This is a genomic window from Paenibacillus sp. AGC31, from assembly GCF_057334655.1.
Window position 1 is genome coordinate 354,298 of record NZ_JBHFJH010000024.1, and the last position, 25,337, is coordinate 379,634.

The 25,337-nt window shown below is 47.8% G+C and carries 16 protein-coding genes; 11 read left to right on the forward strand and 5 right to left on the reverse strand.

Going from position 1 to position 25,337, the window contains the following annotated elements:
* The first annotated feature begins 55 nt into the window (after window positions 1-55).
* The 4 genes from ACE04G_RS09350 (at window position 56) to ACE04G_RS09365 (ending at window position 9,799) form a co-directional block, all read left to right on the forward strand.
* Window positions 56-1,792: a methyl-accepting chemotaxis protein gene (locus ACE04G_RS09350; protein ID WP_260632570.1), complete on the forward strand. Its 1,737-nt coding sequence runs from the start codon at window positions 56-58 to the stop codon at window positions 1,790-1,792.
* A gap of 336 nt (window positions 1,793-2,128) precedes the next feature.
* Window positions 2,129-5,113, forward strand: coding sequence for a glycoside hydrolase family 9 protein (locus ACE04G_RS09355; protein WP_260632609.1), 2,985 nt, complete (start codon window positions 2,129-2,131; stop codon window positions 5,111-5,113).
* A gap of 88 nt (window positions 5,114-5,201) precedes the next feature.
* Entirely contained in the window at window positions 5,202-8,477 is a 3,276-nt protein-coding gene (locus ACE04G_RS09360) for a glycoside hydrolase family 48 protein (protein ID WP_221819035.1), read from the forward strand.
* 527 nt (window positions 8,478-9,004) lie between these two features.
* Window positions 9,005-9,799, forward strand: coding sequence for a C40 family peptidase (locus ACE04G_RS09365; RefSeq protein WP_221819036.1), 795 nt, complete (start codon window positions 9,005-9,007; stop codon window positions 9,797-9,799).
* Window positions 9,800-9,919: 120 nt separating this feature from the next.
* On the opposite strand, the gene ACE04G_RS09370 is transcribed toward ACE04G_RS09365, so the two are convergent.
* The gene (locus ACE04G_RS09370; protein WP_397376240.1) at window positions 9,920-10,825 is read right to left on the reverse strand and encodes an ArsR/SmtB family transcription factor; all 906 of its coding nucleotides are present in this window, start codon (window positions 10,823-10,825) and stop codon (window positions 9,920-9,922) included.
* 182 nt (window positions 10,826-11,007) lie between these two features.
* Here ACE04G_RS09370 and arfA point away from each other — a divergent pair, with 182 nt between their 5' ends.
* Complete coding sequence (gene arfA / locus ACE04G_RS09375; RefSeq protein WP_449005284.1) at window positions 11,008-12,513, forward strand: arabinosylfuranosidase ArfA; 1,506 nt, start codon at window positions 11,008-11,010, stop codon at window positions 12,511-12,513.
* Window positions 12,514-12,664: 151 nt separating this feature from the next.
* Here the strand turns inward: arfA and ACE04G_RS09380 are convergent, their stop codons facing one another.
* The gene (locus tag ACE04G_RS09380; protein ID WP_221819039.1) at window positions 12,665-13,423 is read right to left on the reverse strand and encodes an MBL fold metallo-hydrolase; all 759 of its coding nucleotides are present in this window, start codon (window positions 13,421-13,423) and stop codon (window positions 12,665-12,667) included.
* A 129-nt stretch (window positions 13,424-13,552) separates the two neighbouring features.
* Here ACE04G_RS09380 and ACE04G_RS09385 point away from each other — a divergent pair, with 129 nt between their 5' ends.
* Window positions 13,553-13,984 (forward strand): Lrp/AsnC family transcriptional regulator, encoded by a 432-nt coding sequence (locus ACE04G_RS09385; protein WP_221819040.1) that lies wholly within the window; start codon window positions 13,553-13,555, stop codon window positions 13,982-13,984.
* 34 nt (window positions 13,985-14,018) lie between these two features.
* On the opposite strand, the gene ACE04G_RS09390 is transcribed toward ACE04G_RS09385, so the two are convergent.
* The 3 genes from ACE04G_RS09390 to ACE04G_RS09400 form a co-directional block, all read right to left on the reverse strand.
* The gene (locus ACE04G_RS09390; RefSeq protein WP_221819041.1) at window positions 14,019-14,519 is read right to left on the reverse strand and encodes a hypothetical protein; all 501 of its coding nucleotides are present in this window, start codon (window positions 14,517-14,519) and stop codon (window positions 14,019-14,021) included.
* A gap of 102 nt (window positions 14,520-14,621) precedes the next feature.
* Window positions 14,622-16,439, reverse strand: coding sequence for an ABC transporter ATP-binding protein (locus ACE04G_RS09395; RefSeq protein WP_221819042.1), 1,818 nt, complete (start codon window positions 16,437-16,439; stop codon window positions 14,622-14,624).
* Window positions 16,432-18,174 (reverse strand): ABC transporter ATP-binding protein, encoded by a 1,743-nt coding sequence (locus ACE04G_RS09400; RefSeq protein WP_221819043.1) that lies wholly within the window; start codon window positions 18,172-18,174, stop codon window positions 16,432-16,434. The genes ACE04G_RS09395 and ACE04G_RS09400 overlap by 8 nt, the downstream gene beginning before the upstream one ends.
* 361 nt (window positions 18,175-18,535) lie before the next feature.
* On the opposite strand from ACE04G_RS09400, the gene ACE04G_RS09405 reads away from it, so the two are divergent.
* From ACE04G_RS09405 to ACE04G_RS09425, 5 genes are all read left to right on the forward strand, one after another.
* Window positions 18,536-19,459, forward strand: a complete 924-nt coding sequence (locus ACE04G_RS09405; protein WP_449005285.1) for an S-layer homology domain-containing protein — start codon at window positions 18,536-18,538, stop codon at window positions 19,457-19,459.
* Between the two features lie 976 nt (window positions 19,460-20,435).
* On the forward strand, window positions 20,436-21,407 hold the full coding sequence (locus ACE04G_RS09410) for an ABC transporter permease (protein ID WP_449005286.1): 972 nt from the start codon (window positions 20,436-20,438) through the stop codon (window positions 21,405-21,407).
* A 15-nt stretch (window positions 21,408-21,422) separates the two neighbouring features.
* The gene (locus tag ACE04G_RS09415) at window positions 21,423-22,331 is read left to right on the forward strand and encodes a carbohydrate ABC transporter permease (protein WP_036668765.1); all 909 of its coding nucleotides are present in this window, start codon (window positions 21,423-21,425) and stop codon (window positions 22,329-22,331) included.
* A 41-nt stretch (window positions 22,332-22,372) separates the two neighbouring features.
* Window positions 22,373-23,968: an extracellular solute-binding protein gene (locus tag ACE04G_RS09420; protein ID WP_449005287.1), complete on the forward strand. Its 1,596-nt coding sequence runs from the start codon at window positions 22,373-22,375 to the stop codon at window positions 23,966-23,968.
* Window positions 23,969-24,017: 49 nt separating this feature from the next.
* Window positions 24,018-25,304: an alpha-L-fucosidase gene (locus tag ACE04G_RS09425; protein ID WP_449005288.1), complete on the forward strand. Its 1,287-nt coding sequence runs from the start codon at window positions 24,018-24,020 to the stop codon at window positions 25,302-25,304.
* The last annotated feature ends 33 nt before the right edge of the window (window positions 25,305-25,337 follow it).

Here is a 25,337-nt window from a genome sequence, read left to right on the forward strand (position 1 = left end):
CATGACTACAGGTGACGATATACTATAAATATGTATTATTTGAGGAGTGGGACACATGGAAGACACGCGGGGAAACATGTTGGGGAAATTGAAGTTAACGATTCGAGGCAAGTTACTGACTGGTTTTCTCATAGTCGTAGCTTTGTTGATTATTGTAAGCAGCTATGCGCTAATTCAGATCCATGAAATGTCTGGCAAAGCCAATGATGTGGATCAGACCTGGATGCCGAGTGTAAGCCTCTTGGGCTTGATGAATGGTGACATCTCAGACGTAGAACGATTGGCGCTGGCGATTATCGTTGAACAGAACGAAGATGAAACAGCTAAGTTAAATGAAGCATTACAGCTGCTGCTTACGAAGATTGAAGGTGAGCGTAAACAGCTGCTAACGTTCATTGAGAGCAATGATGAAGCGATGAAGCTCTACAATGATTTTAGTACGAATTATGATGCTTATGTGGCGAAAATGCCAGCATTTATCGAATTTGGTTTGAAGAACAATTATGAAGAGTCCAGTCGTTTACATACAGAGGCTTACCCGATGTGGTACACAGCAAACGACTCTATCACCAAGTTAATCACTTTAGGTAATGAAGGATCAGACGCGGCAACAAATGAATCGGTTGTGATGGCCGAAAATACATTTAATGTAATTTTGGCAGTGACGATTTTTGCTTTCCTGGTTGCGATATTCATTGCATTCTTCATTGCAAGTATCATCTCACGTCCAATCAAAAAGATGAATGAAGCGGCCATGGCTATTGCCAATGGTGATCTGACGGGTGAAACGATTGTGCTCAAGAACAAAGACGAATTGGGAACACTTGCGGCTTCTTTCAATACCATGAGTGGCAATCTGCGCTCCATGATTGAATCGGTATCGATGACTTCCGAACAGGTAGCTGCTTCATCGGAGGAGCTTCTTGCAAGTGCAGAGCAAAATACTCAAGCCTCGGAACAGATTTCCCAAACAGTCGAGGAATTGGCTGTAGGTACATCTGATCAAGTTGATATTGTGAAGCGTTCTTCACAGGCGATGAATGAGATGGCTCTTGGATCGGAGCAGATTGCCGAGCTTGCTCAGAGTGTATCCGTATCTGCTGTGGATGCGGCGAATCAGTCTTCCGAAGGAAATATGATTATTCAGCAAGCGGTTGAACAGATGGGTTCTGTTCGAAATTCCATTGCTTCGCTGACTGAATTGGTTACAGGGCTGGGGGAACGTTCAGCAGAGATTGGAACCATTACCGAGGTAATCAACAACATTGCCCGGCAGACTAATCTGCTTGCACTGAATGCAGCCATTGAAGCCGCACGAGCAGGAGAGCATGGACGTGGTTTCGCCGTAGTTGCGGGAGAAGTGCGGAAGCTCGCTGAGGAATCTTCCACATCTGCGCAAAGAATTACGGATCTCGTTCAATTGATTCAGAAAGATACGGATCATGCTGTTCAGGCAGTTAAAGTGAACAGCAGTGAGACAGAGTCAGGAATCGAGATGGTTACTGCGGCAGGACAAGCGTTCGAACAGATCTCGGATGCGGTCAACAAAGTAGCGGGTGAAATCCAGGAAGTATCTGCAGGTTCAGAAGAAATGTCGGCGAGTACAACTGAGGTTGTAGGCTATGTACGCCAGATCTCCAACATTGCCGGAGAGGCAGCGGGCGGCGTTCATAATGTATCTGCCGCAACTCAGCAGCAGTTGGCTTCCATGGAAGAGATCGCTTCATCCGCAGGTTCATTATCCAAAATGGCGGAAGAACTGCAGGAGCAAATTAACAAGTTCAAAGTGTAACTAATGAGATATTCCGATACTTAAGGTATACAGGAGCATATTGATGGTCAGAATGCCATTCGATTTGTACTGTTGATGATAACAACGGCGAGAAGCTGTTTCTCTAACGCACATATGCGTCAGAGGAACAGCTTTTTTTGTCGCATGACGCAGAGCAGGTCACAACAATGTTATTTCAGAAGTCACCAACGCTTATATAGCAAGTGAAACAAACGGCTATAATGGTAATTAATGGTGGAACTTACACTGAAATACACCATGGGGAGGAGCGATATAAACTTGCAGTCCAGAGTAATGCATACGGAATATTGATGAAGAGGAGATGAATAGTTGAACATGAAGGGGAGCTGGTGGAGACGAGTCGCTATGATCGCGTTATCGGCAGGACTACTGGCAGGGAGTTTATCGATGGGCACAGGAATTCGTAAGGCGGATGCGGCCGCTGGAGATCAGAACTATGCTGAAGCACTGCAAAAGGCCATTTACTTCTATGAGGCACAGCGTTCGGGTCCGTTGCCAGCCAGTAATCGGGTCGAATGGCGTGGTAATTCGGGCATGCAGGATGGGGCTGATGTAGGCGTTGATCTGACCGGGGGATGGTATGATGCCGGAGATCACGTGAAGTTTGGCTTTCCGATGGCTGCTTCCGCAACGATGCTCGCCTGGTCTGTCGTGGAATACGGCGACGGTTATGAACAGGCTGGACAACTGGAGGAGATCAAGGATAACATCCGATGGGCGACCGACTATTTTATGAAAGTGCATACGAAACCTAATGAATTATGGGGACAAGTCGGAGCCGGGAATACCGACCATGCCTGGTGGGGACCGGCAGAAGTCATGCAGATGAACCGTCCTTCGTTCAAGATCGATGCTACATGCCCAGGCAGTGATCTGGCGGCAGAAACGGCTGCAGCACTGGCAGCGTCTTCGATTGTATTTGCAGATGATGATCCGGCATATTCGGCCAGACTGCTCCAACATGCGAAAGAGCTGTACAACTTCGCAGACACATATCGGGGGGAATACACCGATTGTATCACGGATGCCGCAGCGTTTTATAACTCGTGGACAGGATACGAAGACGAGCTGGCATGGGGCGGAGCATGGCTTTACTTAGCTACTAATGATAGCGCTTACTTGTCCAAAGCCATTGCAGCTACGGACCGGTGGTCTTCTAGCGGCGGCTCAGCCAATTGGCCGTATACCTGGACACAGGGCTGGGATAGTAAACATTATGGTGCCCAGATCCTGCTTGCCCGAATTACGTCCAGTTTGAACATGCCGGAGGCAACGAGATTTATTCAGTCCACCGAGCGTAATCTGGATTATTGGACGGTTGGAGTCAACGGGACACGAGTCAAGTATACGCCAGGAGGTCTGGCATGGCTGGATCAGTGGGGCTCGCTCCGATATGCAGCGAATGCATCCTTTATTTCTTTTATATACTCCGACTGGGTCAGTGATCCTGTGAAAAAGTCAAGATATCAGGATTTTGCTGTCTCACAGATGAATTATATTCTGGGCGATAATCCGCGTCAGAGCAGTTATGTGGTCGGATATGGGCAAAATGCACCTCAACATCCGCATCATCGGACTGCTCACGGTTCATGGCTGAATAACGAAGATATCCCGGCTAACCATCGCCACATTCTGTATGGTGCCATGGTCGGTGGACCAGATGCATCGGATGGATATACCGATGATATCGGGGATTATGTGAGTAATGAGGTCGCAACCGATTACAATGCTGGTTTTACCGGCGCACTGGCAAAGATGAATTTGCTATTTGGTCAGAATCATCAGCCCCTTGCGAACTTTCCTGCACCTGAGGTGAAGGGAGATGAGTTCTATGTGGAGGCTGCAATTAAATCATCAGGTGCCAATTATACGGAAATCAGAGCACAGCTTAATAATCGTTCCGCTTGGCCTGCCCGAATGGGAGATCAACTGTCCTTTAAGTATTTCCTGGATTTGAGTGAAGTGTATGCTGCCGGACGTACGGTATCGGACGTGCAAGTGACAGCCTCCTATACGGAGGGGGCGACGGTATCCCAACCAGTTGTGGTGAATGCAGCCCAGCATATCTATGCCATTACGGCAAACTTCGGTAATACCAAGATCTATCCAGGCGGGGAAGGAAATTATCGTAAAGAAGTACAGTTCCGCATTACAGGCCCACAGGGTGCATGGAATGCCAGCAATGACCATTCGTTCCAGACACTGACCACAGGAACTCCTGTGAAGAGTATATACCTTCCAGTCTATGATGCAGGGGTGAAGGTGTATGGACAGGAGCCTGGTGTTACACCAGTCACGGTTCCAGGCGCACCTGCTGGCGTGCAGGCTGTAGCGGGAAGCAGTCAGGTTAACCTGACTTGGGTTGCTGTATCCGGGGCCGAATCGTATACGGTGAAGCGTTCCGAGGTGAGTGGAGGACCATATACAACTGTTGCGACGGGTGTTAATGGATTGACCTACACAAACACGGGACTGACCAACGGGACAGCTTATTATTATGTAGTGACTGCTGTGAATTCAGCAGGGGAATCATCGGGTTCTGTACAGGTGTCGGCTACCCCGCAAGCAGTACCGGGAGCGCTGACTTTAAGTGGGACAGCTGGTAATGCGCAGTCGGTCCTGACTTGGACAGCAGCCTCGGGCGCTACTAGCTATAAGGTACAACGTTCGGTGGTAGGCGGAACATATGCAGATGTGGCAACCGGTTTGTCCGTGTTGACGTACACCGATACAACAGCGCTGAATGGCACCACGTACAATTACCGGATTGCAGCTGTGAATGCGAACGGACAGACACTGTCCAATGTCTTGGCACTGACACCTTCTGCACCTCCGGTGACGACCGGTACACTCGAAGTGCAGTACCGCAGCGGAGGGTCCGGGAATTCAAGTAATGCGGTGACTCCGCAGTTCAACGTGAAGAATACCGGAACACAGGCGATTGATCTCAGTACCGTGAAGATCCGATATTATTTCACCAAGGATGGTGCGGATCAAATGACCTTCTGGTGTGATTATGCCGAGATGGGCACGGCCAATGTTGAAGGTACATTTGTCGCAGTGAATCCGGCGAAGGGTACCGCAGATACGTATCTGGAGATTAGCTTCAAGTCGGGAGCAGGCAGTTTGTCCGCTGGAGCAGAGACCGGCGTGATTCAAGCACGCTTTTCCAAAAATAACTGGAGCAATTTCGATCTAAGTAATGATTATTCTTATGATGCTTCCAAGACGGATTTTGCCGCATGGAACAAGGTAACCGCGTATCAGGGAAACACCAAAGTATGGGGCTTGGAACCGTAACTGGCTGAATGTCAGAAGCAGAAGAGCAGCATGGGCAGACCAACAGCGTTTATATTCAATTTCCACTATTCCAGGGAGGTATATATTAATGTTGAAATCAGCTGCGAAAAAAAGTTTAACAGCCATGCTGGCGGGAACCGTCATGTTGACCGGATACACCGGACTCTGGGCAGGGCCGCAGACGGCACATGCCGCAGATCAGGCCATCGAGATTCAGGCAGACGGCATTAATGAAGCCCGGTTTTTGCAATTGTATGATCAGTTGAAAGATCCGGCGAACGGATATTTTTCGCCAGAGGGTCTACCGTATCATGCCATTGAGACCCTGCTGAGTGAGGCCCCGGATTATGGTCATATGACGACGTCTGAGGCATACAGCTACTGGCTGTGGTTGGAAACCATGTATGGTCACTACACGGGAGACTGGTCCCAACTGGAAGCAGCTTGGGACAGTATGGAGAAATACATTATCCCGGTCAACGAAGGTGACGGCAAGGAAGAACAGCCTACGATGAGCTCGTACAATCCGAACAGCCCTGCTACGTATGCAGCGGAAAAACCTTTTCCTGATCAATATCCATCGCCACTTAATGGTCAATATGCAGCGGGTAAAGACCCGATTGATGCCGAACTTAAGGCGACCTATGGTGACAATCAGACTTATCTCATGCACTGGCTGGTCGATGTGGATGACTGGTATGGATATGGAAACCTGTTGAATCCATCACATACGGCTACCTATGTGAACACGTTCCAGCGTGGGGAGCAGGAGTCTGTGTGGGAAGCCATTCCGCATCCATCCCAGGATGATAAATCTTTTGGTAAGGCAAACGAAGGCTTCATGAGCTTGTTCACAAAGGAAACTCAGGTACCGTCAGCGCAATGGCGTTACACTAACGCAACGGATGCGGATGCACGTGCAGTACAGGTGCTGTATTGGGCGAAGGAGATGGGATACAACAATCCGGAATATCTGGATAAAGCGAAGAAGATGGGGGACTATCTGCGCTATGGTATGTATGATAAATACTTCCAGAAAATTGGGAGTGCAAAGAGCGGTACACCAACTCCGGGTACAGGCAAGGATTCCAACATGTATCTCATGGCTTGGTATACGTCTTGGGGAGGTGGCTTGGGTCAAGGTGGGGATTGGGCTTGGCGCATTGGAGCGAGCCATACCCATCAGGCTTATCAAAACCCGGTTGCAGCGTATGCTTTGTCTGATCCGGCTGGCGGCTTGATTCCGGAATCAGCAACAGCGAAGGCAGATTGGAATGCTACGCTGAAACGTCAGTTGGAATTCTACACTTGGCTACAATCCCATGAAGGAGCTATCGGCGGGGGAGCAACCAACAGTCTGGATGGTTCATACAAAGCCTATCCGGCAGGCGTAAGTACATTCTATGACATGGCTTATCAGGAGGCACCTGTATATCGTGATCCGGATTCCAACACCTGGTTTGGATTCCAGGCATGGCCGCTGGAGCGTGTAGCCGAGATGTACTATATTCTTGCGGAGAGCGGGGACTTGACCTCTGAGAACTTCCAGATGGCTAAGAAGGTAATCACGAAGTGGATCGACTGGAGTAAGGATTATGTATTTGTAGGTGAGCGTCCGGTGACGGATGCGCAAGGCTATTATCTGAATGCGGCTGGACAGCGCATTTTGGGTGGAACTAATGTTCAGGTAGCAACAACGCCGGCTCCGGGAGAGTTCTGGATTCCGGGTGGTCAGGAATGGCAGGGTCAACCGGACAAATGGAATGGATTCAGTTCGTTTACGGAAAATCCGAACTTCCGTGTAACGACCAAAGATCCAGTGCAGGACACCGGAGTTCTGGGAAGTTACGTTAAAGCTCTGACCTTCTTCGCAGCTGGAACACAGGCAGAGAATGGTACACTTAGCGCGGAAGGCCAAGAAGCCAAGGATTTGGCTGAGGCTTTGCTGGATACAGCTTGGGATTACAATGATGGTGTGGGGATTGTTACGGAAGAAGAACGTAAAGACTACTTCCGCTTCTTCGCGAAAGAGATCTATATCCCGGCGAACTGGTCTGGAACCTTTGGTCAAGGCAATACGATTCCAGGTACAGCAGGTGTACCTTCCGAGCCGGCGAAAGGTGGCAATGGCGTATACATTGGATACTCCGATCTGCGTCCGGCCATCAAGCAAGATCCGGCATGGGCTTACCTGGATAACCTGTACAAAACGTCGTATAACACAACCACGAAACAGTGGGAAAACGGTGCACCTACCTTTACGTATCACCGGTTCTGGTCACAGGTGGATATGGCTACAGCGTATGGAGAGTATGATCGTCTGCTCGGTGATACCGATACGCCGGAAGTTGAAGTCCCGGCTGCTCCTGCCGGCGTAACGGCTGCTGGTGGCAGCGAGCAAGTTGTACTGAACTGGAACGCAGCCACTGGTGCAACGTCATATACGGTGAAACGTGCAGAAGTGAACGGTGGCCCTTATACGTCTGTAGCGACAGGAGTCACAGGATCAACATTCACGGACACAGGCTTGACCAACGGCACAACGTATTATTATGTCATCACTGCGGTGAATGCCGTAGGTGAGTCTGCACCGTCGACACAGGCATCTGCAACACCACTCGCAGGTACCGTTGTGCCCGGCGTATTCAACCTTACTGGAACGGCTGGCAATGCCCAGGCGGTACTGACATGGACCGCATCAACTGGAGCAGCGAGTTATAAGGTACAACGTTCGGTTGGCACCGGAGCATATGCTGATCTGGCAACAGGTTTGACCGCACTGACGTATACCGACGCTACAGCGGTGAATGGTACGGCTTATAATTATAGAGTCGTAGCCATTAATACGAGTGGTCAGACGAATTCAAATGTATTGGTGTTGACCCCATTGGCACCTCCAGTTACAACGGGAACGCTTGAAGTACAATACCGTAATGGTAGTTCAGGAACTTCGGTCAATGCGATTACTCCACAGTTTAATGTGAAGAATACAGGTACAACTGCTGTGGACTTGAGCAAAGTGAAGGTCCGGTATTATTTCACCAAGGATAGTGCAGCTGATCTGAGTTTCTGGTGTGATTATGCACAGATTGGCAGCGGTAATGTGGAAGGACATTTTGTTTCGGTAGATCCGGCCAAGGGCACGGCAGACACCTATCTGGAGATTGGATTCAAACCGGATGCTGGCAGCTTGGTTGCGGGTGCCGAGACCGGAGTCATCCAGGGACGTTTCTCCAAAAACAACTGGACTACTTTTGACCAAACGAACGATTATTCCTTTGATTCCACCAATACGGCCTTCAGTGCCTGGACTAAAGTGACAGCGTATCAGGATGGCGCCAAGGTATGGGGAATTGAACCTTAAATGAGTTGATCAACCAATTGTAGAGTGATGTTACTCATCATACAGGTTAAGCCGGGGAGAAATCCCTGGCTTTTCTTTTTTTATGGAAAAGCAAAAATGAAATACAAAATAATCAAACGGACACTGCTGATAAATCGATCCGTATTGAGGTTGGAGGCAAAAATGTGAATTCGGGGAACGGTAATCGGCAAATGAATCATAGTAATGTTTACCATATTTGCGGTTTTAAACATTAAAATCTAGGTCATATGGCATATGCACTGAATGAGAAACGGCCTAGCTCTTGTATCGAGGAAAAATCAAGCATATCAAATAGTTACAATAATTTAACCTTTCAAAAAGAAGGAATCAGCAGTGAATTTTTCCAGCAATCCATGGACACACCCTGATACTTAGTGCTCAAGTTCGCCTCTATCAATACAGGACTTTCGACTGATGAACGTTATGGATAGCCCGTTTACAATGGGGCAAGCCCGGGAGAACCAAGCCAGGTTAAAATTCTGTAACATCAGGGGGAACTCGACATCATGAACTGGAAAAAAACGATTGTTACGGCAAGTGTCACAGCAACGATGCTGATGGGAAGTCTGACGACAGGAGCACTAACGGCACAGGTATCGGCAGCTGCTGTTAACAATTCACAAGTAAAAGTAATCTGGGGCGTAAACCTACGCACAACACCTTCTTCTTCTGCGAAGATTGTTCGCATGGTCGCTAAAGGGGAAACGGTAACGGTGCTTCAGCAATCCGGTTCGGATTGGTATAAGATTAAGGATTCTGCTAACCGGACAGGCTACATATCTTCTTCATCCAAATACACACAAGCGATTAGTGGCAGCACAAGCGGATCAGGTTCGAATAGTGGTACATCGGTGACCGGTAATGCATCTGTGGAAAAAGTGATTGCGGCGGGAATGAAATATTTGGGAACACCGTATGAGTTCGGAGCCAGTCGTAACAGCACAGCTACTTTTGACTGTTCCAGCTTTGTACGCCAGGCATTCGTCGATGCACTTGGTATCAAACTTCCAGCGGATTCCCGCAAACAGGGAGACTATGTAAAAGCCAAGGGTACAGTTCAGACGAACTGGAAAAACCTGAAACGCGGCGATCTGATGTATTTCATGTCGTATAAAGGCAGCTCTGCATCATCGTATTCGGGCGTGAATAAATCTAGCGCAACCATTACGCACACAGGGATTTATCTGGGCAACGGCAAGGTATTACATACGTATTCCAACGCTGGCGGTGGTGTAACCACTAGTGATATCTCCGGCAAACACTGGGAGTATCGCTTCCTGTTTGGTGGCAGTGCGCTGTAGGTTAGAACAAGAACCTTCTTAAATAATCCACGCATGTTCATATGCATACAAAACACCTCCCATTCTGTCTTTGACAGGCGACTGGGAGGTGTTTTGGTGTTGTTTATTATTTTGAAGAACTCAATCGTGATAGTACAGTCGGAACAGGATATCCTGATTGTAGTTGCCGAATCCCTCGCCATATAAGGTAAGCCCGCCTACATGCTGAGCATCTTCCTCCACCGAAAGACGAAGAGTCCATTGGTTGCGTTCGACCGGGATATCTGCGAGTGTAATGTCGGATAGATGTTGTCCATCGATAAACGTACCTTCATTCGTAATTCGCAGCACCTTGAGCATGCCATATTGATTGATACTGTCACTCCACCATTCCGGGGTGAACATGCCGCGTCCGTTGCCTGAATCTCCAGGGCTTGTCCATTCCCCCAATCGAATGCCATTAAGCATAAATGTAATATCCGAGGGCCAATTCGGATTCACCGAAGGGGCTTCTGATCCAATCTCCAGAGATAATTCAATGGCATTGATCTGCTGTCCGGATAAGATATAGTTTGGAATTTTGTACTCCACAAATCCACGGCCAAACCACAGAATATGAGCATGCATCCGCTCAGGGTCGAGAAAATAACGAGGATCATCATACTGTCCGATAACATGATTGGACGTAGCCAGACCACATGTCGGATAGACATCAAAGTGTGTGTAGTGTCCCACAGGTACAGAAACTTCGTGCAGCTTGCGGGCTGTGCCACTTTCCTGCGGCATGGAGATGCCAATCCAGTCTACAGCAAGACTGTTCATTTTATGTGTGCCGCCGTCTTTACGTATCATTTTGGACTGAATAATGCCCACATCCTGAAGTTTGCGGACATGCATGGTCACGATGGCACTACTCAAACCCAGTGAAGCAGCGAGGTCCTTCACATTCATGGGTGTCTCTGCAACAAGGCGGATGATCTGTAAACGGACTTCACTGGCAAGTGCTTCATATAGGGGTAGCCATTCGGCATCGGTATTTGCTCTGATCACAATTGTTCCTCCAATATATCTGTATAGAATTAAGTTAAACATAAATTCAGTAAAAAGAATAACATTTTGCAAAATTCAGGTTGAAATTAAGGCTATAATCGATTTTAATATAAATATGAACGTTGATCCATAGAATATCAATTAATTTTTATATTAATCTTAGGGAGTTGAAATTCATTATGGAAAAAGCAAAAATGACGGTAGATAAAGATTTTACTATTGGTGTAGTGGATAAGCGCTTGTACGGATCATTTATTGAGCATCTGGGACGTGCCGTCTATGGCGGGATTTACGAGCCGGGGCATCCATCAGCGAATGAACAGGGTTTCCGCACGGATGTGCTGGAGATGGTCAAGGAGTTGAACGTACCGATTGTACGTTATCCTGGAGGTAATTTTGTATCCGGTTACAATTGGGAAGATTCGGTTGGACCTGTGTCAGAACGCAAACGCAGACTGGAACTGGCCTGGAGAACGATTGAGACCAATGAATTTGGCTTCAACGAATTCGTGGACTGGGCGAAACAGGCTAATTCTGAAGTGATGATGGCTGTCAATCTGGGAACACGGGGTACGGATGCAGCTCGCAACATTGTGGAGTACAGCAACCATCCGGAAGGTTCGTACTATAGTGATCTTCGCATCAAGCATGGATACAAGCAGCCACATGCGATTAAAACATGGTGTCTGGGCAACGAGATGGATGGCCCTTGGCAGATTGGTCACAAAACGGCAGAAGAGTATGGACGTGCAGCTGTTGAAGCGGCAAAAGTCATGAAGTGGACAGACCCGACGATTGAACTGGTAGCCTGTGGAAGTTCAAACCTGAATATGCCATCCTTCCCGGAATGGGAAGCAACGGTGCTGGATCATACGTATGATCACGTGGAGTATCTGTCCCTGCATCAATACTACGGCAATCAAGAGCAAGATACGCCAACGTTTCTGGCACGCTCGCTTGAAATGGATCGTTTTATCGATACCGTGAAGGCGACTTGTGATTATATCAAAGCGAAGAAACGCAGCAAAAAGACGATGTATCTATCCTTTGATGAGTGGAATGTATGGTATCACTCCAATGAAAATGATTCAAAGATGGACCCTTGGCAGATTGCTCCGCCACAGCTTGAGGATATCTACAATCATGAGGATGCGCTGCTTGTTGGATGTATGTTGATCAGTATGCTCAAACATGCGGATCGGGTCAAAATGGCATGTCTGGCACAACTCGTTAACGTGATTGCGCCGATCATGACAGATACGGGTGGTGGTTCATGGAGACAGACAATCTTCTATCCATTCATGCATACGTCCCTCTTCGGACGTGGAACAGCATTGGTGCCATTGATCCAGTCTCCAAAATACGATACAAAACAAATCACAGATGTACCTTATCTGGAAGCTATTGCAGTGCATAACGAAGAGCAGGGTGAAGTGACTGTATTTGCAGTCAACCGCCATCTGGAAGAATCCCTTCCGCTCGAGGTGGACCTGCGCAGCTTCGGGAAGTGTACCGTGATCGAGCATATCGTGCTGGAAAGTGATGATCTCAAAGCATCTAATACGGCAGCACAACCAAACCGCGTTGCTCCTCATAATCGCGGGGGTGCAGTTGTATCCGAGACCCTGATTACGGCGAGCTTGGCAAAAGCATCATGGAACGTAATCCGTTTGAAAGTCCAGTAAGGGATAGCATAAAGGCACGGGACATGTGAGAGCGCAATGGCAGACATGATGCTCGAGAAGGAAGCCAGCGGTTCAGCGTGTTCCTTCAATCAAAAAAGCTGGGTGCGAGTTCATCGCATCCAGCTTTTTTCGTCACGTGCTACGGTCTCACTTACGCTTTAAACTCAAAACTTTCGCCGTCACGTGGAATGAGCACCTGACCATCCAACTGCTCGGATGCCAGATAAGTCGCAAGGTCCGTGCGAGACACCACACAATGGTTAATTGCATCCATGTGCACAGCGATGACATGAGCAGATGGTGCATGGCGCTTCACGGCTGCAACGTCTGGCCCGTCCATTGTAATGGGATCACCCTCTACGAAGCGAGCTCCTCCGGCGTTTAGGACAATGACTTCAGGGCTATATTGGCGAATAGCCTCGGCGGGTTCTTCACACCAGATGGTATCCCCGGCAATGTACGTGACAGGTTCTCCATTTGCTTCGAGTACAAAACCGGACACCTTGCCCATACGTTCGCCGATTTCACCCGTACCATGACGCCCGGAAGTACGTGCGAATCGGACAGAATGATGCTCATGTTTTTCATCTATAGCGGTTACATCCGTGAATCCAGCCTCCAGAAATACGTTCTCGTCCCCAGGTTGGCAGATCAGCGGGATGTCCTTGCGAAATTGCTTCGCTGCTGCTTCATCCCAGTGGTCCAGATGGGTGTGTGTGACAATCAACAGATCCGGATTCAGATAATCCGTTTCGATTTCAGGCAGACCGACTCTCGGGTTACGCAGCTCATTCGGTGTGTTTGGAAATGCAGGCATGACTTCAGCGTCCATCAACATCGGATCAACGAGGATATTCAGCCCTCCGAATTTCAGCCAGAGTGTAGCATGGCGAATCAATTGAATTTTCATTATATTTGCACTCCTTCAGGTTGTTTAATAGTATTACCCTTATGGTATACAACCCGTTTAACGGCGTACATAACATGATGAATGGAATTAGGCCACACTAATTTCACGGTGAAAGGATTGCTGAAGCTAATGAATGAAACGATAGATCACACAGATATACGCATTCTGCAGATCCTGATCCGGGATGCCAAGCGTTCTCATAAAGAAATTGGTGAAGAGGTGCATCTTACAGGGCAGGCTGTTGGTGCAAGGGTGCGTAAGTTGCAAGATCTGGGTGTAATCGAAGGGTACACGGTAAAATGGAACCCCGAACGTATAGGCCTCGGCCTACAGGCTTTTGTCACGGTTTTTCTGAACTCCGGCGACAGACATACCGCCTTTCGTGCATTTATTGCCGAACGTGAGGACATCGTTGAAGTCCACCGTGTGAGCGGGGAAGGCTGTTATCTGATGAGAGCGCAGACCGGCACCACAGAGCAGCTTGGTCAACTGCTGGAAGCATTACTTCCTTACGGCAATTACAAAGTTAGCCTGTCCATAGGTGTAGAGAAATCACAGTGATGTGTGGGAAGCTTGTCCTCATCCATCCCGATGCTCAACGATCCTGCTGCTGTTCCTGTAAAGCCTGCTGAAGCAAAGTCACTGCCTGATTCAGCTCTTTTTTGCTGAGCAGGTGATCGGTCTGAACGTGAGATCGCGTGCCGTCCTTCAGGTACAGGACGAACATGGGTGAGGTGGATAGTAGCCACTTACTACGGGCGGGTGAGGCGAGTTCAACTTTGCGAATCTGGCTCCAAGGAATCTTCCGTTTGCCCGTGCTCAACGCATCATCATCCCAAGACAACAAAACAGTGGGAGTTCTGGTTAGTCGAGACAGGAACATGAAGAACAATGGACCGATCAACCACATACCCAGCACGGCTGCAATGGAATAGTATATCGTCTCCAGTCTTTCGGCTTGTCCGTCCACGATGATCCATAATAAGCTCACGCACAAGAGAAGGAACAGGAAGCATAAACTTCCTTTCCATAGAGCTGTGCTGCGTTGGTAACGAATCTGCTGATGGTCACGCTTGGGTGTTTCGGGTTGTTGCATAGATGTTCCTCCTAATTAACTATGCTGATCGATATGCCAAACGTGCCGCCTGTAAGCAGAGCGGCATGTTCAACGTTCTCTATCTACTATAACTCAGGTTCATTACCCTGATATAGCTGAATTTTTACCTGCATCACGCGCATGGGTGTACAAGTCTGCATATACACCTTTGGCTGCGATTAGTTCCTGGTGCGGTCCTTCCTCCACAATCTCACCATTCTCCATCACCAGAATTCGATCAGCATGCATCACAGTGGACAGACGATGAGCAATGACAATGGTGGTGCGTCCCTGGGATACCGATTCCAGCGCCTGCTGCACAAGCTGTTCGGTGTGTGAGTCCAGATTGGCGGTTGCCTCATCCAGGATGAGCACTCGGGGCTGAAATACCACAATCCGGGCAAATGAGATCAACTGCCGCTCCCCGGCGGACAGTCCGCTTCCGCGTTCGGATAGATGCGTATCATATCCTTGAGGCAAACGTGAAATCATCGCATGTGCTCCGACAAATCGGCAGGCCTCAATTGCCTGCTCTCGCGTAATATCCTCACGAAACATCCTCACATTATCAATAATGGAACCGGAGAACAGGAAGGGTTCCTGTTGAATCAGACCGACGATCCGATGAAGCTTAGCCTGCGGCAGATGCCGGATATCGGTACCATCAATCTCGATACTGCCCTTGTCTACATCATAGAAGCGATTGAGCAGGGAGATCAGGGTGCTTTTGCCAGCGCCTGTTGTGCCCACAATACCTACCATTTCACCCGGATAGAGGTGCAGGTTCATCTGCTGAATCAAGGGCCGGTCAGCCAGATAACCAAACGACACATCATTAAAATCAATCTGGCCCATCACATTTTGTGGTTCAAGCGAGGAGGCCATCCCGGGTTTGGGATCAGCAACTTCAGGCCGTGTATTCAGAATGTTCCAGATGCGATCCATCGAAACGGTCGTGGACTGGAATGTATTCCATTGCATCGTAATCTGGTTAATCGGTTGAAAGAACTGACGGATATAGCTGATAAATGCATACAATACCCCGACTTGCAGGGACTCACCCAGTACGGCGCGACCTCCAAGCCAGACCATCATGACCAGTGCCGCATTGCCAAGGATATCAAACGTTCGGTTGAAGATGACATTGGAGCGGGCTTGCGCAATGTTGGCTTTCAGATGAAGTGCGTTCTGTTCCGAGAAACGTTTCTTCTGTTCTTCCTCCTGGTGAAAAGCTTGAATCAAAAACATGCCGGACAGGTTCTCTGCTGTAAATGCGATCAAACGGGAAAGCCGGGTACGCGCATTTTGATAAGCTTTCCGCAGTCGACTACGGAATAATACAGCCACCACAGCAATGACAGGCAGAACGATCAGGGAGTATGTCGCCAGCACAGGATCAAGTTGGAACATAAAGACGATAATGAGCACCAGCATCATACCATCCCGAATCAGACTGAGCAGTACTTGAGTGAAAAAGCTGCTGATGGTCTCCGTATCACTGGATACGTTTGTAACCAGACTGCCGATATGAAAACGGTCAAAGAAGGACATGGACATTTTGGAGATATGCTTGAACAGGTCCTTTCTGATCCGGGATACAATGTTCTGTCCTACGTGCTGCAACAGATTATTCTGGATATAGGTAAAAATAAAACTGATGACAGCCAGCCCAAGAAAGATGGCTGCGAGCTGAACGAGAAAGCCCACACTGGTCTGGCCCACGGCCAGATGATCATCGATGGCGATCTTCACCAGATAGGGTTGCAGCAGATCTGCCGATATGCCAAGCAGTGAACAGAAGAAGATACCGGCAAAAGCCCATTTATGCGGTTTGGCGTATGCCATCATGGCCTTAAACGAAGTTCGTTTACTCTGATCGGCCTCTGCATCTGGGTGAAGTTCAGCGTTAGCTTTAGACATGATGTAATCCCTCCTCCTGCAAACGGTAGGTGGCCGCATATAATCCCTTGGCAGCCATCAGCTGAGCATGTGTTCCCTGTTCAGCAACTCGCCCTTCATCCAGAACGATAATATCGTCCGCATGACGGACTGCGCTGATGCGGTGAGAGATGATTAATGTAGTCTTGCCCTTGCCGATCTCGCGCAAACTGCGCAGAATACCACTCTCCGTGACGGCATCAACCGCGCTCATACTGTCATCCAGAATAAGTAACTGTGCTTGTTTGATCAGTCCTCTTGCAAGGCTGGTTCGCTGACGTTGTCCACCAGACAAGGTGAGTCCACGTTCGCCAAGCAGTGTATCGAAGCGATCAGGAAAACGGACAATATTGTCATAGATCATGGCTTGCCGTGCACTATGTTCCACCGTATCCAGCGATACTTCCCGGTCGCTGAATGCGATGTTATCCCGGATGGTGGTACTAAACAGGAATCCATCCTGAGGGACATAGGCGATGCGCGTTCTTAGACTTTCCAGCGACAGCTGCCGAATATCGGTACCATTGATGCGAATTGTTCCTTCAGGTGGTTCATATGTACGCAGCAATAGCTTAACGAGGGTACTTTTACCTGAGCCGGTCTTGCCTACAATACCGACCGTTCGCCCGGCACGGATATGGAGTTGAATGTTTTTGAGAGCAGGAGATGAACTGCCTGGATAGGAGAATGTTAGATTCTCCATGGTGATATCTTGTACGGTTTGGAGCGCTGTGGCTTCAGGGAGTTCACGTACATCCGCTACTTCGCTGAGCAGGTCATTTACCCGCTCCAGTGATGCGCCTGAGCGCTGAACGGTATTAATAACATTGCCGATCTGTTGAAGCGGTCCCATAATAATGCGCAGATATAAGGTTAAGGCGACAAAACTCCCGAGTGTAATAGAATTCTGCATGGTCATAATACCTCCGACAAGAAGGGAAACAACCAATGAGATCGCTCCCAGCAGCGGGAGCAAAGCCTGAAACAGGGAAGACAGGCGGACAAGCCGCAGCTGTTTGCTTTTGATCGCATCGACGGTGGTTCCAAAACGTTCACGGGCACTGTCTTCGATGGCAAATGTCTTGGTTACGCGAATACCACCCAGTTGTTCTTCTGCGGACTCCGTCATGGTCGCAAGGGCCTCTTGTACGTCACGAGAGCGCTTGCGAATTCGCGGACCGAAAAACACGACCAGAAATGGAATCGCCAACAAGGGCACAACACTGATCAGAATGAGCGTCAGTGGAATCCCGCTAAGCAGCATCATGACTATGCAGGATAACAGCAGGAAAGTAGCATTGGTCATAAGCGTTACGCCATTGGATATCGCTTCACGGACGGAAGTCACGTCATTCATGACATAACTGAGCAGCTTTCCGTTTCCCTGTTTGGAGAAATAGTGCTCACTAAGTTCGGAAAACTTACTGAATATACGCTCACGTGTCATGAATTCGAAGCGTCGACCCAGCTTCATAATCATGAATTGCCCGGTACCGAACAGCAGATTATACCCGATGGCAATAGCCAGAAGGGACAGGCTGTACCTTACGACCGTCTGCATCTGAAGAGAGTTCTGCATCAACTGATCCGTGAAGCTGCCGAGTATGCGGGGCAGGGATGCTTGCCCGACATTGGAGGCGATGATCAGAAGAACAGCAACCAGATAAACAGGCCAGTTCGACACAACATAACCGCGAAGTAATCCTTTCTTGGACATAAGCGTTGTTCTCCTTTTGTTATAGGTGAAGTCAGTTCAGGCAGGTGGAGTCAAGAAAAGGGCCGACACCTGTTATTAGCGCGTCGTGCCCTCTTACTGTATGCGATCCAGTTCGTTGTTTATCCGTCATCCGATGGATTTCTCTATTCTTATTTTTGCGCTAATCCGATGGGATGTCAACGAAGCCAGTTAGCAATAGCAGGTGGCCCCGATTAGTGACAGCGGAGAAGAGTTGTATGCCGTGTTCTCGTGTTGTATTCACCAGATGTCGAAATTACTGAAACATTTTCTAGGGATACCCCGTCTGTAGGAATGAAGAGGTAACAAATAGGCTTTACTAAACATATGGAGGTGCCAGGAAATGAAACATAAAAAAGGATTGGCTGCAACACTTGCGCTCTGCGTTTCTTTGACAGCAGGAGGTGCATCGGTACTCGCGTTTTCAGATGTGAAGGATGAAGGGCAGAAGTCGGTTGTAGATTCATTGAAATCAAAAGGCATTGTTAACGGAGTAACAGCGGATCTGTTCCGTCCAGATCTTGCATTGTCCGAGCCACAGGGTGTTCAACTGATTGTGAATGCATTTGGTCTGAAAAATGAATTTGCGGAAGCATCCGCTCAGAATAAAATCAGTCCGGACACTTGGTATGCTGACGCTGTTCAAGCCGCTACTCAGAATGGACTGTCCATTCCGGTTGAAGTGAACCCGCAGGGCAAGATGACGCGTGAACTGTTTGTCATTTTGCTACATGAAGGGATTAACACAACCGGGAATTATCCGGTCATCATGAAGTATAATCTTGTTAAGGACGAAAATAAAATCGGTAAGGACGCCATATCTGCAGTCCAGAACCTGCTGAACATGAACATCATTGAACTGGATAAGGACGGTAACTTCCGTCCAGATCAGTCGCTTACCCGTATGGAGGCTGCAAGCATGATCTTCAATGCACTTGAATTTGTGGATAAACACGGCAATGGCGGCTCGGCAGAGCCAGCTCCAACTAATCCAGGTGAAGGCCAACAAGCGATTGTACCTGAAGTAACAACGACGAAGGTTGATGACAAAACAACCAAAGTTAAACTCAGTGCTGAAATGCCACACCCTGGTTATGGATTGAAGATTGATGATGTGAAATTGGAGAAGGATGGACGCGCTATCGTGCTCTACTCCATTATTCAACCTGATCCAGACATGATGTATCCGATGGTTATCACAAATGTGACCGCAGAAACGGATATCCCAACGGGATATACGGCAGAAGCTCAACCTTCTGGTAAGTAAATTCACTGCAAACCATACAAACTAAACGCTGATTAAACGGATATGTATCCTCAAACCCACCTTCCATATATGTATGGAGGGTGGGTTTTTCATTTGAGTTGAAGTGAATTCATCTCAGTCGGGTTACATGACAACTTTTCCTTTGTATGATAATTTAAATTACACTTTATGAAGTTTTATAAATTATTTGTGTTATGTTTATTAACATAAATCTATAATCTATGAAATATATAATGGGTATTTGTTAAGGTTATACAGCTAATTTGTGTTATCGTAGCAGCTTATATTATGGTCTTTTTCCAAAAAAACTCACCGGACCCAGTTTACAAGCCTTGTGCAAAATCTACATATACGACTCAATATCCCCAGTGTTTACAGGCATTCATGTATCCTATAGGCAAAGATAAAAACAACATATATACGAAAGAGGGAGGAGAATTATAGAATAAGGACAAGCAGTTACAGGTTTGTATTATGCGTTATGTATATGAAAGATAATATTACACTTCGATTTAACATTTAAGTGGCTTTCCCTGCAGTATGATGCGTTTAGACATGAACACCCTGGTCAGGTAAGTATGTGGGTTTTGACTTTAAGGCCTGTTTGCTAACCTCCGTTTAGTTCCAACATCTTTCCAAGTTCGTAGGATACAACTCCAAATGACATCTAAAGGAGGGAAAAAGGTCAAATTCTACATGTTTTACTTCCCAAAATGACAATGACAAGCTGATAACAAAAGTGTAAACCCCCGTTGTAACAGTATATTCCGTGATTTTAAGAGTGAAGATGGAAATGGCATATTTACGAATTAGAGAATGATCCATAAACTCAGTATGTAAGCGTTACCAAATAGGAAGGGGAACAGAGCTGCTCGTCATGGAAACGGTTCGGAAATCCTTCCTTATATTTAAACAGGTGTGCTGGGCTCTTCCTCACAAACGGCCGGATTTTCATTATAAAAGGAGGAAACAACTGATGCAGCTAAATGGGGAGTCTCCCTCGACGCAAAACTTAGCGGTAAACACGATTCCGAACAGCAAGAAAAATAAATTATGGAGAAGGATGATTCGAAACTGGGAGTTGTATCTGTTTATCGCGCCAGCCTTTCTATACTTTCTGATATTCCATTATGGTCCGATGTACGGCATACAAATTGCATTCAAAAACTTTATTCCAACGCTTGGTGTCACGGGAAGCCCATGGGTCGGATTCGATCATTTCATCCGTTTCTTCAATTCTTATTATTTCTGGGATTTACTATGGAATACTCTTAGCATCAGCATGTATGAGCTGGCTATAGGTTTTCCGCTGCCGATTATTCTGGCGTTAGCGTTCAATGAAGTAAAGGACTCCTTTTTCAAACGTACCGTACAGACCGTCACGTATGCACCGCATTTTATTTCGGTCGTTGTCATGTCGGGGATGATCATTACCTTTTTATCACCATCGTCAGGCATGATTGTCAATTTGGTACAGGCCCTTGGATTTCAGTCACCTCAATTCCTGACGGACCCTGCGTGGTTCAAGACAGTGTATGTTCTGTCAGGAGTCTGGCAAAGTGCAGGCTGGGGCACCATTATATACCTTGCCGCTCTATCGGGTGTGGACCCGCAACTGCATGAAGCGGCTGTGGTAGATGGTGCGAGCCGGTTTAAACGGATTTTGCATATTAACATTCCAGCGATCATCCCTACAATCACCATCTTGTTAATTCTGAATATGGGCAGTATTCTGGGCGTCGGATTCGAGAAAATCCTGTTGCTGCAAAATCCGCTGAACATGGGCTCGTCCGATGTCATCTCAACATTTGTCTATCGGTCCGGTCTGGTTGATGCGCAGTACAGTTTCTCTACGGCGGTGGGATTGTTCAACTCCGTAGTGAATGCAATTCTGCTTATTACCGTGAATCAGATTGCACGCCGCACCAGTGAAAACAGCCTATGGTAAAAGGAGGGAATACACATGTCATCCGCTGTGAAAGAAAGCAGAAGTGATAAATTGTTCTTATTGTGCAATTACATCTATCTGACGGTAGCGCTCGTCATTGTGCTGTATCCGCTGTTATACATCATCAGTGCTTCAATCAGTGATCCCAAATATGTAGCCTCCGGTGAGATGTGGCTGCTACCCAAAGGCATTACTTTTGAAGGTTATGCCCGGGTGTTTGAGAACACCAACATCTGGATTGGGTACAAAAACACGATCATCTATACCGTTGTAGGCACCATCGTTAACCTGATTGTTACACTACCCGCAGCCTATGCGCTCAGCCGCTCGGACTTTGTGGGACGTGGATTCTTCATGGCGATGTTTATGGTAACGATGTTCTTCGGCGGAGGGCTTGTCCCAAGTTACCTGCTCGTTAAGGATCTTGGTATGGTGAACAGCATGTGGGCACTTATTCTGCCTGGAGCTGCATCCATATGGAATATTATCGTATGCCGGACGTTCTTCCAATCGACCATTCCCAAGGAGTTACAGGAAGCGGCGCATATTGATGGGTGTACCAACACCCGGTTGTTCATCAAGATTGTGCTCCCGCTTTCCATGCCAATCATTGCAGTGATGGCGCTCTTCTATGGAGTCGGACACTGGAACAGCTATTTTAGTGCCATGATCTATCTGAATGATTCTTCCAAGTACCCGCTGCAGCTCTTTCTGCGCCAGATTCTGGTGCTTCAGGAAATGGCGGCTCAAGGGGGAGGCGCTATCGATACGTCTTCAGCAACGGCGATGAATACCAAAGCGGAGATCGCTGCACTGGTTAAATATGCCGTCATTATTGTTGCCACCCTTCCGGTTATTGCAGTCTATCCGTTCCTACAGCGTTACTTTGTACAGGGTGTTATGATCGGTTCCGTTAAGGGATGATCTTAATCCATATACCACATTAAACAAGGGGAGTTGTTGTCATGAAAAAGCTTCGTAAGGCTTCATCCATTACACTCTGTCTCACCTTATTCGCAACATTGCTTGCAGCTTGTGGTTCAACCAATGAAGACGGAAGCACGACCTCCAAAGTAGAGGGGGTCAAAAAAGAAGGTTTCCCCATTGTAGACAAAACACTAACGTTGAAGGTCATGTCCCAGGATGCGGGCGTAGCCGACTGGAGCACCATGCCTGTGCTGCAAGAAATGGAGAAACTGTCGGGCATCAAGCTGGAGTACCAGCTCTCACCAATCGATAGCTTTGAAACGAAGAAAAATCTGGTTTTCGCGAGCGGGGACTTGCCAGATATGTTCTATGCTGCAGACCTCAAGCCAGCTGAGCAGGTGACTTATGGTAGCCAGGACATTCTGATTCCGTTGGAAAAATACATTGACGAAGGTTATGCACCCAATATCAAAAAGATCCTCGATGAGAACCCGGATGTCCGCAAATCATTTACAACACCTGATGGGCATATGTATGCACTCCCATTCATTGATAAAGCGGCCGTGTGGTATAGAGGCCCAATGTGGTACAACGGGGAATTCTTGAAGGCACTTAACGTAGAAGAGCCCAAGACTACGGAAGAATTGTATACGTATCTTAAGCGTGTAAAAGAAGAAGACCCTAATGGCAATGGCCAGCAAGATGAAATACCGCTTACTTCTGTAAAACTGGATGATCTTCGCATGTTTTTCTTCGGCTTCTGGGGAATGTACAACGAAGGCATCTATTCCGATAAAGACGGAAAAGTTCACTATCCTTATCAAGAAGAAGGCTACAAAGGTTATCTTACATTCATGAACCGCTTGTGGAAGGAAGACTTGCTGGATCACGAGACCTTCTCTCAAACAGGTGATCAGAAAAAAGCTAAAGGTGAAAGCAACAAACTTGCACTGTTCAACGATTACCATCCATACTTCACGCTTGGTGGTGAACCTAGCACGGATCATCCGCTGATGACACCCGTGAAGAGCGAGGTGGCAGACTCTCCAGTGTACGGCAAGCATCCGGGGATGTCGGCTCGCGGTACCTTTGCTATTACAAGCAGCAACCCGTCACCCGAGGCGACGATGCGATGGATCGATTACTTATACAGCTATGAAGGTGCGACACTGTTCAATCAAGGTCCAGAAGGTGTGCTGTGGAAATTCAAAGACAAGGAAAATCACGTGAAAGAGTGGCTCCCTGTTCCTGGCGGCGGTGATCGTGAGGAATACCGGGGTAAAATCACGCCGAACTTTGGTATCCTGACACCGGGTATTAATGATCCGGATGTAGCGAAGGGGCTACGCACCGAATTTGATGAGTGGATTGACCAGCAGAATCAAGAGAAGTTGGTACCTATCGGAAAAGCACCATTTCCTAACGTTTATCTGACGAATGAAGAGCAAAGCGAAGCAACCGCTCTATTGTCTGACCTGGATACGTACGTCAAACAGATGGAAGCGAAGTTTGTGACCGGTCAGGAACCGCTTGAGAACTGGGATAAGTACACTGCACAGATGAAGAAAATGGGCAGTGACCGTATCATCGAACTGTATCAGGGGGCATATGACCGCTGGAATACTGGAGAATGACCTAAAGATTTTTCACAGATAAGGACTCTCGAAAGAGGTGTGGACAGCTATGCAGAAATGGTTTGAAGAAGCCAAACTGGGGATATTCATCCACTATGGCATCTATGCGGTGGACGGGGTTGCGGAATCCTGGTCCTTCTATAATGGCAGGATATCCTATGAAGAATATATGAAACAGTTGGATGGTTTTACGGCATCGGAATTTAATGCGGAGAAGTGGGCGGACTTGATTGAGAAGTCTGGTGCCCGTTATGCCGTATTAACAACGAAGCATCATGATGGCGTTGCTCTATGGGATACGCAATATAGCGATCTCAATGTTGTCAAACAGACACCAGCGAATCGGGACATTGTGAAGGAATATGCGGAAGCGATTCGGGAAAAGGGCATTCATCTGGGGATGTATTTCTCGCTAATCGATTGGTCGCACCCGGATTATCCTAGCGTATATGAAGGTGGAAAAGTACCGGAGGATCTCACTAGTGTTAACCGGCATTCAAGTCCTGTGGACGGCGTTCAAGATCAGGCAAAGTGGCAGAAGTTCCTGCAATTCAATAACCAGCAGCTGGAAGAGATTTTGACGAATTACGGAAAGGTGGATCTGCTGTGGTTCGATGGCGACTGGGAACGGAGTGCCCAGCAGTGGAATCTGCCGCAGTTCAAGCATTATCTGCAATCTTTCAATCCGGATATCATCATTAACTCCCGTCTGCAGGGTTATGGGGATTACAAGACACCAGAGCAGGGCATTCCAATTACAAGACCGGAGGGGCCCTGGGAATTCTGCACCACGATCAACACATCATGGGGTTATGTGCCAACCGATCATAAATACAAATCGTTAAATCAGATCATTCGAATGTTCTGTGACTGCATTTCGATGGGCGGTAATATGTTGCTGGATATCGGTCCGCGTGAAGATGGCACCATCGATCAGAGGCAGGAGGATATTCTGCTTGGGCTGGGAGCATGGATCCGAACCCATGAAGAGGCCGTCTTTGGTACGGGTGAAGGCATTATGCCTCGCTATTATCTGGGGGGAAGCACCGTATCCGAGGATCGAAAGACGCTGTACCTGTTTGTGTATGACGATCCAAAAGAGAATGTGTGCATCAAGGGTCTCTGCAATCCGATCAAGAAAATTACCGTGCTGCATTCGGGCAAAGAGCTGAATCATGAGATTCATGGGGGCGTGCCTTGGTTCAATATCCCGGGGACAACGTGGATCAAGATGACCCCGGAGGACACGCATGAACAGGTGACCGTTCTTAAGCTCGAATTTGATGAGGAGCTGGAAATGTACGGCGGCTCTGGAGCCGTTGTCACCCATAACTAACCATTACGGGGAGGGCATGTGCTGGTAGATGCA